Origin of the sequence: Oscillibacter sp. KLE 1745, from assembly GCF_000469445.2 — a bacterium.
Taxonomy (GTDB): domain Bacteria; phylum Bacillota; class Clostridia; order Oscillospirales; family Oscillospiraceae; genus Oscillibacter; species Oscillibacter welbionis.
Genome location: NZ_KI271672.1, coordinates 20,181 through 30,382 on the forward strand (window position 1 = coordinate 20,181; position 10,202 = coordinate 30,382).

Sequence of the window (10,202 nt, forward strand, 5' to 3'; positions counted from 1 at the left end):
AGATTGTGCCAGGGCTTCTCCACAGAGCGAAAAGGAGAGATGAGAAATGGAGCAAACGCATGACAGCCCCACGGCACTGGAGCTGTACAAGGGACATCCGGTGCAGGAAGCCGCTCAAATCATCCTGGGTTCCCTGCTGTTTTCCGCCTCCATGAACTGGATTATTCTGCCGCATGATATGTACAGCGGGGGATTCCTGGGAATCGCACAGCTGCTGCGAATGCTGCTGCTGCATTTCTTCCCTGCCATCCAGCAGATCGGCGACTTGGCGGGCATTCTTTATTTTCTGCTGAATATTCCCCTACTGCTGATTTCCTGGTTCCGGTTCGGGCACTTTTTCTTTGCAAAGACCGCCCTTTGCATCGTCTGTTACAGTGCCTTTTTGGCCCTAATCCCGATCCCGGCGGAAGGATTGTTTGACGAGACAATCGCGGCCTGCGTTATTGGCGGGCTGGTATGCGGCGTCGGGGCGGGCATGACGCTGACAGCGGGATGCTCCGGCGGCGGTGAGGAGATCCTCGGGTTGTTGTGCGTCCAGAAAAAGCCGGATTTCAGTGTGGGGCGAATCGCCATGATCCTGAATGTGTTCGTATACGGGATCGGCCTCCTCCTGTTTGAACAGGACGTGGTGGTTTACAGCATCATCTTCGGCTGCACCACCTACCTGACTCTGGACCGGATGCACCTGCAGAATGTAATGGTCACCATGCTGATCATCACCAAATCTGAGGCCATGGAGCAGTTGGTGTTCCGATATGCCGGCCGCGGCGTGACGAAGTGGACTGGCGTCGGAGCTTACAGCAACGAGCCGTCCGACTTGCTGCTGACAGTAGTTTCTAAGAAGGAGGCGCTCCACCTGCGGAAAATCCTGCGGGAAGAAGATCCCAATTCCTTTATTATCATGGATGAGGATGTTTCCGTGGCGGGCAATTTTCAGAAACGGTTGTGAGGATGACGGTAACAGCAGTGTGTGCCCAACAGGTTAGGCGCTTTCACCCGGCAACGGCTTTCTGCCCGGATATTCTTCCCTCACACGCAAATCACCGGATATCGGCAGTATCCTTGCTTCTCCATTTCCCAACCGGTTATCCGTAAAAAGGAAATTAGGTGCCAGTTTTCATAGTCCCTATAAAATAACAGCGGAACCTTGATCAATCCATCAAAGTTCCGCCGTTATTTTATCCAAGCCCTCTGCGGCGTGCAGTAACTGGACTCCTCCATCACTTCGCTCTGCGCCTTCTGAAGCGTCCTCTGGATATCCAGTCACCGGTCACAGGCTCCGCGCGGAGGTGCTGTTTCAGTTTTCGTATGACATTCTTGTATGCCTTTTCTGCTCCGCTGGGGCCGTTGTAGAGCTGCATCGGCGCAGGAAAGTTGATCTGCTGCACAAACGCCGTGCCTTCGGACTCCGGGCAAAAACACAAGCGGATACAATCGTCGGAAAGATGGTGAATTTCTCAATTTCTGCCATGAACAACTGCCGTATGTGTACCCAGAAGTCTTCACTCGTGAAGCAGGCATGGGTGGCAAACGCAAAATACGTCTCCGTCCCTTTTTGCTGAAGAAGATCTGATCCCGCCAAACATCCAGTGTCAGATTCGAAAGATGATTGTTCTGCTCGATCCCCAGCGGCATGGTTTCAGCATCCTGTCCCATATCTGTTTTCGTTTTGTCTTGTGATACTCACATTTAGAATTAAATCTGAAGAATCATCAAACAGAGAGTCCTCTTCTCTTCCAGGCACTCACAGCTATGGGCGCTTTTTCATATCCGAAACGGGGATGCCTGCAACATGAAGCCCAACAGCTTACAGCTCCACACCGTTTGATGGCGAGATCCTAATGAGCCAACTGCTATGCCCGCCAGGCTTTGTAGTAAGCGGGCTGTCTCCAAATATCCGCACATCCTGACAGGCTCCCCAAAGGTTGAGAAATCCTGGCGTCCCTCTGGCTGACAATAACAGTAGCCACGGGAGAACCGGTCTGGGGAAAATGGATCGGAGTATCACGCCGTCGAACACGGAGCTGTGGCTCCAAACCATCGCTCCCGGCAAGCTGGCCAAATCCTACTGGCCCGGGACCAGCAGGACATCGGTCGCTTAAAGCGACAAGCCAAGTATTGCAGGTGGGGTTGGAGATTTGATGAACAACAGAGAAAAGAAACAGCCGCAGATTTCCGTCAACCACTGCGCTTGGTACAGATCGTATGTCCTTGGGATCGGCTGGCAGCAGAACGAGGCTATCGTGACCTTCCGTCGAAACAGATTCCTGGGCAGCTAGCTGAAGTAGCGGTTCAAGCTGATCCTGAAAAGGCATGGCCTGTCGGAGTATTTGAACGTCCACTCCCTGCGGCACACCAACGCAAGCCTGCTCATTGCAAACGGCACGGACATGGCCACAGCCAACCTTCAATCACACTAGACATCTATTATACCCATGCCTTCGACAGGCAGCCAGCCAGGCGCTCCAGGAGGGGCTAGATATCTGAAGTAGGAAATTCTAGCCAGACCATGATACTTCGTCAGCCCTTTGATGCAGGGGCCGCTGCAACAAATGCGGAGAAGATCTTCTGGCTGTTCGCACCGGTGCGGAAGGAAAACTCCGGATACCACCGCACCGCCCACACAAAAGGCTTCCGGCATGTACACCGCCTCCACCAATCCATCCTCACTGCGAGCCATCTCCACAAGGCCGGGGGGCAAGCGCTTTGATTGCCTGGTGGTGGTAGCTGTTGACGCCCAGTTCTGCCCTGTCCAGAAATGCGGTCAATGGCGTCTCTGGCAGAATTGCCACAGAATGTACCGCCCGATCATAGCGCGGACGCATAACGTGCGCCACCTCCGAAGGGTCTCCGTAGGCAGGTCCTGATATAGAGGGTTCCGCCCAAACATGCATCGAAGAACTGGATGCCCCGGCAAATCCCCAGCATCGGCTTGTCCTGCTCCAGCACCTAGGCGAATAGGCGCTGCTCAAAAGTGCCCCGCTTTTCGCAGATCTCTCCGCAGGCCTGCCAGGGTTTCTCGCTGTATAGCCGTGTGGGAACATCCTGCCTGCCGGTAAAGAGAAAGCCATCACACAATGAAACAAGCCGGGAGATATCTTGGGCATTCTCTGTCAGAGGCAGGGTAATGGGAAGGAGCCCGGCCAGCTCCAGCCCCTCCAGATAGCCCGGCAGCATCCAGTAGGAGTCCCGGTCCCGGTCCCAAAGCGGCGTCACACCGATGGCCGCCTTTTTCATCACACACCTCCAAAAATTCAGAAGAGGAAAAGACGCAGGCACCTATCAGAAGCCCAGGCATCAAAGCAGAGGTTGCACATCTTAGCAATCGACAGATGATCAACTCGTTCCCCTGATTGCATTTAGTAAAGAGGAAAATTTTTCAATCTTCTGATTTTCCAGATATGCTTGAATACATTGGACTTCAATTGTTGGTATATCTATATCGCATTGATGTGAGATTTTGTCTGCGTAGTAGTGATGATCTTTTGCAGTCCGTCTTATATCCATAAAATCAACATGGTATTGATTGAATAAGAATTCTGCTACGATCGGATTAGAAAATACCTCTTTTTCCGGGGGAAGATCGGTGGGATATGCAAAGATAAATTCAGCTGCATTTGCTGTACTTTGTTCATCTCTGATTCCAATGGCTTTGATGCCTTTGTGTTCGCGCGTATACCTAACCGCGTTTAATACATCTCCCTTATCGCCTACAGCAGCAACGGATACAGCCCGCGACAATTCGGGTGAAAATTTCCGTATAATTTCTCGTAATAGCTTTTTTGAAAACTCATCTTCTACATAGACCAAAATGGTTTTCTGATGTCCGTTTGTTAAATCCGCAATAACCTCCGCTATAGTGGGATTATCTTCCACTGTCGTGCCGGATGAAGTTCGCTCTGTTTTCTTTCGTGCTTCTATAGGCATCACATCGATGATTGTCGGTGAATGGGTGGTGACAATAATTTGATGGCGCTTACGCTTACAGACTTGCAAAAAGTACACCGCAAGATTGTGCTGTGCATCTTGATGTAAAGCAGTTTCAGGTTCTTCGATTACAATCAGACTTTTTTCCGGGGCACTTTCAATGGAATCGATCATCCGAATAAGTCGAGCCTCGCCACATCCCATATGGTTTTCCGAGTAGTTCGCCCCGTATTTGGAGGCAAATCCCATTTCTGCCTCTTTCGATTGGTTTATAATTTTAGCCACTTCGACGGAATTGTAGGGACAATCAAGTATGTTTGCGGAAATATCTAAACTTTCTTTGCTGAATGTTCTCCTATCTCCAATCCATGTCTTGGGATCTAAATAAATTCGATCGCCCATTTCGTGATGCGGAACGAAAAAGCCCATTCCAAAATAAATACATTTCCTGTCAGGACGATGTTTATAACCGCCCCAGTCAGAATGGATTTTTCTGATGATATTTTCTCGTGCATGACAAGAAGCCTCTGGAGTGGTCATAAACAATGACATTTGCTCAAATCCTCGTGATTCCGGTGAAATGGCATATGAATATTTCAAGTAGGCATCTGCAGTATACGGATTAGGGTCCAAATTGGATTTAATAAAAAAATTTCCTAAATTGTAGTAATTTTTCATATTATGATGTGCTTCCTCTTGCAACTTGTAGCGATAACAGCATAGCGCCAGTTGGGCCAAGGTACTCTTCCCCGATCCATTCTTTCCAATAATAACTGTGATTGGAAATTCCATGCTCATTGATGCGGACATACCTCTGATTCCATTCACATCTAATGTAAGAAGGACATTCCCAAAATTCGCAAATCGGTTTTGAGGTAGATACATTTTTTTCAGGTCATGCACTAATTGCTCTGTTGCTTTCATGGCCAATATCTCCTTTGGAATGGCACAGATGCTAGAATTATTTATAACAATCTTAGCACAGAATCGACAGAATGTCACTATAATACCGTTGCATTTTATCCGTATCGATTTCTTGCCGTGATATGATAATTCATATCACACGAAAGGAGCAAACACCATGACCTACACAGATCAAGAGAAAACCGCTATCATCATACAGTACAGACAGGGCAGGCCAATCCAGCAATTATGTACAGAATGCGGCGTCTGCGCACGGACGATCTACCGCTGGGCGAAGATATACTGCCCAGTGGTTCCGGACGAAAAACGCACCTATACCGTCAAAGAGTATGATGCACTTCTGCGCAGAGTTGCCAAATTAGAAAACATGGTCGCTATTTTGCAAACTGTCGGCTGCACGGTCCATGCTCCATTGAAGGAGCGGCTAGGAGAACTGGAGTTGTTATACGGCCAATACGACGTACACACTCTTTGTGAAGCTATGAATGTCTCCCGCGGAACCTTCTATAACCATATTCTCCGAAATAAGCGGAGCAATGCTTGGTTCCAAAAACGCAGAGAGGAATATTGCGGATTGATCCGTGAAGTATTTGATGAGTATCGTCAGGTGCTGGGTGCCGAAAAGATCCGCACTATTCTTGTTCAGCGAGGCCATCAAATCAGCACGGAATATGTGGCAAAGTTGATGAAGGAGATGGGGCTGGCCAGTATTCGCAGTACTGCAAAGCAGGACTACATAAAGCTTCACGAGCCTGAGAAGAAACGGAATGTCCTGCGCCAGCAATTCCAAGCGGACAGGCCCAATCAGATCTGGGTCAGCGACGCTACCTGCTTTAAGCTGGGGGAACTTTATCTTTATACCTGCGTAATTCTAGACCTGTTTTCACGCAGGGTTGTTGCCTATAAAGTGTCCAGGAAGAATAGCACCCAGTTGATTACCTCCACATTTAAGGTTGCATGGGAGCAGAGAGCTCCCGATGCCGGCCTCATTTTCCACAGTGACCGAGGGGCCCAATACACCTCACATCGGTTTCGACAACTACTTCATGAGCGCGCAGTGGTGCAATCTTTCTCCAATTCGGGGAAACCTCATGACAACGCTGTTGCGGAGTCTTTCTTCGCTACCCTAAAGAAGGAAGATCTGTATCGGAAGGATTACACCTCAGCGGTAGCTTTCAAGCGTGGCCTTGCCTCCTACATCGACTTTTACAATACACAGCGCCCACATCGTACCTTGAAAAATCTGACGCCATGCCAGGTTGAAGATGCGTTCATGAGTGACAAATCATGAATCCGTATCCCAGTGACACAGCAGGGGTTCAAATCCCTCCGATTACACGTTTTACGTTTTGATTTTGCCCTGTTTGTATTTATTGGCTGACATAGGGTCTCTATAATAGGAGAGCCAGAAACCATTGTGCCACAATGGTTTCTGGCATAAAATGACCCTACCTATTCTGAACATTGACATCTTTTTGTTCAGATCAGGTAGGGTCATTCATTTTGGTACGCCCGACTGGATTCGAACCAGCGGCCTTCAGAGTCGGAGTCTGACGCGCTATCCAACTGCGCCACGGGCGCATACCTAAAAAACTGTATTTTATTATAACACGGGATTTTCAAAATTGGTAGTCAAATAGTAGTCAACGGAAACAGAATTTTTTCTCTCTGCCCGTTAAAACCAAGGACTCCCAACGCTTTGCGCTGCATCTCAACTGAACGAGCCTGAAATGTCGGAGTCTGACGCGCTATCCAACTGCGCTACAGGCGCATACATCAATATCTTCTTCAAACAGCTTATTTAGTATACCAACATTTTTCCGCTTTGTAAAGCTTTTCTTGAAAAAATTTTTCTTAAAAAGATTGTTAAAAAAATTGACAAGTCCCTGATTTTGGTCTAAACTTAATTGAGAATGATTTAACAAATAGCAAGGAGTGACTTATATGCGAAAGGAAAACATCTCCGACGCCGTGATACGGCGTCTGCCCAGATATTACCGCCAGCTCACAGACCTCTGCAACCGCGGCGTCGTGCGCATCTCCTCACACTCCCTGGGGCAGGAGATGAACATCACCGCCTCTCAGATCCGCCAGGATTTCAGCTGTTTCGGTGAGTTCGGCCAGCAGGGCTACGGCTACAATGTAGAAGAACTGCGGGCCGAGATCGGTCATATCCTGGGCGTGGACAACAACCACCACCTCATCATGATCGGCGTTGGCAATCTGGGCCACGCACTGCTGCAGAACTTCCCATTCTCCCAGAGTGGGTTTACGGTGGACGCAGCCTTTGATGTCTCCCCCGCCGTGATCGGGACTGTGGTGAATAATGTGCCGGTATACGCCATGTCCGAGCTAGATCACTTCCTACAGGACCACCCGGTGGACGTGGTGGTGCTGACCATTCCCCAGTCCGTGGCCCAGGACACCGCCAGCCACCTCATCAATCTGGGCGTCAAGGGCTTTTGGAACTTTACCAACATTGAGCTCAGCAGTCAGCTCCCGGATGTGCAGTTTGAGAACATTCACTTCGCAGACAGCCTCCTGACCCTCAGTTACCGCATCGCCAACCGCTGACGCTCCAGCGTGGAAGGGAATCATCTATGACAAGGAAGACCAAGACTGCCCTCATCACCGTCTGCCTCTTACTTACCGTCACCGTTGTGTACGCCTTGGCCGCGGCCGGCGGTGCCTCCGATCCGCTGGCCTCCCTCTCCTATCTCACCGGCACTTTCACCGATGCGGTAGACCAGCGGGTGGAGGAAAAACTGGACGCCTCTGACCAAGCGCTGCTGAACGGAGACGCGGCTCCTTCCGACGGCGGGGCCGCCACGTGGATGGAGACCCGTCTGAAGGCAGGCGACGCCCTGACCGGCTCCACCGGCACGGGCGTCCTGTTGCTGGCGGGCGGTATGCAGGTCACGTTCAACTCCGGCGCTGTGGTGGATGTCACCACAGGGACCACCGTTACCAGTGGCAGTGCCCTTACAGCCAGCCACCGGTATCTGGTGGCTGAGGAAACCACCGCCGTGTTTACCGTCACCTCCAAGACGGCGGTTGTGGATTATCAGGGCCCCTACGCCTTCAGCTACTCCACCAACACGGACTACAACGCCATTGCTGCCGCGCTCAAGACCATGCACCTGTTTCAAGGCAGCTTCACCGGCTACGGAGAGGGATATGATCTGGAGGTCGCCCCTACCCGCCTGCAAGCCCTCATCATGTTCATCCGCGTCCTGGGCGAGGAGAATGATGCGCTGGCCTACACCAGCTCCACTCCCTTCACGGACATCACCTCCGGGACCCAGAGCGAGAAATACGTGGGCTACGCATACAGCAAGGGCTACACCAACGGATACTCCGCCACCACCTTCCGGCCCAGCCAGACGGTGACAGCCAGCCAATACATGGAGTTCATCCTCCGGGCACTGGGATACAGCTCCGCGGACAACAAGGACCTCTCCGGCACACTGACCAATGCCTTGACCAATGGCGTCATCACGGAGGGCGAGCTGGCCGCCCTGCAGGGCGGCACGTTCCTCCGTGCGGATCTCGCATACGTCTCCTACTACGCGCTGGATGCCGCGGTGTCCGGCAGCAGGCAGACACTGGGAGACACGCTGATGGACAAGGGCGTCTTCACCGTGCGGGAGAAACAGGCGGCCGACGCACTCGTCACCAGCGGCCGGAAATAAAACTGGAACCCCTTTGCCGGTCCGGCATACTATGGATTGAGACCGGTTCGGTCGGTCTACGATTTCATAGGAGGTTCCGGTATGTGCAATAACGGCTTTGGCGGCGGCAACTGCTGCTGGATCATCATTCTGCTGATCATCATTTGGTGCTGCTGCGGCAACGGCAGCTGGGGCGGCAACGGCTGCGGCTGCGGCTGCAACAACAACTGCGGCTGCAATCCCAATCCCTGCTGCTGAGATTTCATAAGATAACCAGCGCCCCGGGCCAAATGGCCCGGGGCGTTTTCCACTTCGCTGTTTTTTATAGGCGCTTACAGGATCCCCAGGTGCTCCAGAAGAATCTTTCCACCCAGAAGGATCAGGATCACACCGCCGGCGATCTCCGCCCAGCGCTGAAGGCGGGCGCCGAAAAAGGTCCCGATCACCACACCCGCCAGGGAGATCACAAAAGTCGTGCAGCCGATGACCGTCACAGCAGGCAGGATGTCCACGTTCAAAAATGCAAACGTGACCCCAACAGCCAATGCGTCGATGCTGGTAGCCACCGCCATCAGCAGCAGCTGCTTATAATCCAGCGTCACACTCACCGCACAGGCCGTCTCCTCCGCCTCCCCTTTCAAAGACTCCCACACCATCTTACCGCCGATGAATGCCAGCAGAAAAAAAGCCAGCCAGTGGTCCAGATGTTGGATGTACCCGGCAAATTGGGCGCCCAGCAGCCAGCCGGCATAGGGCATCAGCGCCTGAAATCCGCCAAAAAACAGCGCAATCACAGCCGCATAGCGCAGATTCAGTTTTGGCATACAGAGTCCCTGGCACACCGCTACAGCAAAGGCGTCCATCGAGAGCCCCACGCCGATCAACAGCAATTCCAAAAATCCCATATTGCCGCTCCCTTATAATACCACCGGCACCGGCTGGTGGATAGTCAAACTGTCCGGCGTCACCAGGCAGTCATAGGCGTACACTTGGACACCCCAGGCAGCTGCCTCCCGAAGGGCCGCACCGAAGGCCGGATGGGTGGCGTCGTTGGGAGAGAAGCGATCCACGCCGTGCATCTGGATCACAAAAAACAGGGTAGCGCCCAGTCCCTCCCGGACAGCCCGCTGTAACTCGTGAATATGCTTCACGCCCCGTTCTGTCGGCGCGTCCGGAAATCGGACAACACCGTTTTCCTCCAGGGTAACACCCTTGACTTCCACCAGGTGCAGCCCGGCTTCTGTTGTCAGCGCAAAGTCCAGACGGGAGTCTCCATAATGATATTCCGGTTGAATGGACTTTAGATCTGGCAGGAAATGTCCTTGGGCGGCCCACTCCTGAAAAACACGATTTGGGGCCTGCGCATCCATATTGATCAGCAAGGCCCCTTTCTCCACGGCGATAAGGTCATACGCTGTCTTTCTCGCAGAATTTGCGGCCTTTTCCAGATAGACCGCTGCTCCCGGCACCAGCAACTCCCGGCAGCGTCCGGTGTTTTTTACATGGCAGATCTGCAGCCCGTCTTCTGTCTCCACATGAGCGATAAAACGGTTGGGCCGCCGTAGAAATCTTCCTTTGACCACTTGATGATATTGCAAAACGATGCCTCCCATGCGACGAAAAAAGGCCACATCAAACGATGTGGCCTCTCAGTGTTGGCGCTACCTATCTTCCCGGGCC

The 10,202-nt window shown here is 51.9% G+C and carries 9 protein-coding genes, 1 tRNA gene and 1 pseudogene; 5 read left to right on the plus strand and 6 right to left on the minus strand.

Features of this window, described 5'->3' with window-relative positions; translation table 11 throughout:
• The first annotated feature begins 46 nt into the window (after nucleotides 1-46).
• Nucleotides 47-949: a YitT family protein gene (locus HMPREF1546_RS01720; protein ID WP_021750414.1), complete on the plus strand. Its 903-nt coding sequence runs from the start codon at nucleotides 47-49 to the stop codon at nucleotides 947-949.
• A gap of 1,717 nt (nucleotides 950-2,666) precedes the next feature.
• On the opposite strand, the gene HMPREF1546_RS19465 is transcribed toward HMPREF1546_RS01720, so the two are convergent.
• The 3 genes and pseudogenes from HMPREF1546_RS19465 to HMPREF1546_RS01735 form a co-directional block, all read right to left on the minus strand.
• Entirely contained in the window at nucleotides 2,667-2,894 is a 228-nt protein-coding gene (locus HMPREF1546_RS19465; protein ID WP_337792046.1) for a gamma-glutamyl-gamma-aminobutyrate hydrolase family protein, read from the minus strand.
• Nucleotides 2,809-3,237 (minus strand): annotated as a pseudogene (locus HMPREF1546_RS19470) (gamma-glutamyl-gamma-aminobutyrate hydrolase family protein). Before HMPREF1546_RS19470 ends, HMPREF1546_RS19465 begins: the two are co-directional and overlap by 86 nt.
• Before the next feature lie 99 nt (nucleotides 3,238-3,336).
• A complete protein-coding gene (locus HMPREF1546_RS01735) occupies nucleotides 3,337-4,851 on the minus strand; it encodes an ATP-dependent endonuclease (RefSeq protein WP_036630933.1) in 1,515 nt (504 codons plus the stop codon).
• Nucleotides 4,852-5,008: 157 nt separating this feature from the next.
• On the opposite strand from HMPREF1546_RS01735, the gene HMPREF1546_RS01740 reads away from it, so the two are divergent.
• Entirely contained in the window at nucleotides 5,009-6,142 is a 1,134-nt protein-coding gene (locus HMPREF1546_RS01740) for an IS3 family transposase (protein ID WP_021750406.1), read from the plus strand.
• A 213-nt stretch (nucleotides 6,143-6,355) separates the two neighbouring features.
• Here the strand turns inward: HMPREF1546_RS01740 and HMPREF1546_RS01745 are convergent.
• Nucleotides 6,356-6,432, minus strand: a tRNA-Arg gene (locus HMPREF1546_RS01745).
• Nucleotides 6,433-6,795: 363 nt separating this feature from the next.
• Between HMPREF1546_RS01745 and HMPREF1546_RS01750 the strand changes: the two genes are divergently transcribed.
• The 3 genes from HMPREF1546_RS01750 (at nucleotide 6,796) to HMPREF1546_RS19090 (ending at nucleotide 8,780) form a co-directional block, all read left to right on the plus strand.
• Nucleotides 6,796-7,425, plus strand: a complete 630-nt coding sequence (locus tag HMPREF1546_RS01750; RefSeq protein WP_021750403.1) for a redox-sensing transcriptional repressor Rex — start codon at nucleotides 6,796-6,798, stop codon at nucleotides 7,423-7,425.
• A gap of 26 nt (nucleotides 7,426-7,451) precedes the next feature.
• Nucleotides 7,452-8,543, plus strand: a complete 1,092-nt coding sequence (locus HMPREF1546_RS01755; protein ID WP_021750402.1) for an S-layer homology domain-containing protein — start codon at nucleotides 7,452-7,454, stop codon at nucleotides 8,541-8,543.
• Nucleotides 8,544-8,624: 81 nt separating this feature from the next.
• A complete protein-coding gene (locus HMPREF1546_RS19090; protein ID WP_170180093.1) occupies nucleotides 8,625-8,780 on the plus strand; it encodes a hypothetical protein in 156 nt (51 codons plus the stop codon).
• A gap of 74 nt (nucleotides 8,781-8,854) precedes the next feature.
• On the opposite strand, the gene HMPREF1546_RS01760 is transcribed toward HMPREF1546_RS19090, so the two are convergent.
• Together HMPREF1546_RS01760 and sfsA are read right to left on the minus strand one after the other, a co-directional pair.
• Nucleotides 8,855-9,427, minus strand: coding sequence for a manganese efflux pump MntP family protein (locus tag HMPREF1546_RS01760; RefSeq protein WP_021750400.1), 573 nt, complete (start codon nucleotides 9,425-9,427; stop codon nucleotides 8,855-8,857).
• A 12-nt stretch (nucleotides 9,428-9,439) separates the two neighbouring features.
• On the minus strand, nucleotides 9,440-10,120 hold the full coding sequence (gene sfsA, locus HMPREF1546_RS01765; RefSeq protein ID WP_036630932.1) for a DNA/RNA nuclease SfsA: 681 nt from the start codon (nucleotides 10,118-10,120) through the stop codon (nucleotides 9,440-9,442).
• Between the last annotated feature and the right edge of the window lie 82 nt (nucleotides 10,121-10,202).

Excerpts from the sequence above, each read along its gene's own strand:
- HMPREF1546_RS01720 (WP_021750414.1), top strand. The coding sequence starts at position 47 with ATGGAGCAAACGCATGACAGCCCCACGGCACTGGAGCTGTACAAGGGA.
- HMPREF1546_RS19465 (WP_337792046.1), bottom strand. The coding sequence starts at position 2,894 with ATGCATGTTTGGGCGGAACCCTCTATATCAGGACCTGCCTACGGAGAC.
- HMPREF1546_RS01735 (WP_036630933.1), bottom strand. The coding sequence starts at position 4,851 with ATGAAAGCAACAGAGCAATTAGTGCATGACCTGAAAAAAATGTATCTA.
- HMPREF1546_RS01740 (WP_021750406.1), top strand. The coding sequence starts at position 5,009 with ATGACCTACACAGATCAAGAGAAAACCGCTATCATCATACAGTACAGA.
- HMPREF1546_RS01750 (WP_021750403.1), top strand. The coding sequence starts at position 6,796 with ATGCGAAAGGAAAACATCTCCGACGCCGTGATACGGCGTCTGCCCAGA.
- HMPREF1546_RS01755 (WP_021750402.1), top strand. The coding sequence starts at position 7,452 with ATGACAAGGAAGACCAAGACTGCCCTCATCACCGTCTGCCTCTTACTT.
- HMPREF1546_RS19090 (WP_170180093.1), top strand. The coding sequence starts at position 8,625 with ATGTGCAATAACGGCTTTGGCGGCGGCAACTGCTGCTGGATCATCATT.
- HMPREF1546_RS01760 (WP_021750400.1), bottom strand. The coding sequence starts at position 9,427 with ATGGGATTTTTGGAATTGCTGTTGATCGGCGTGGGGCTCTCGATGGAC.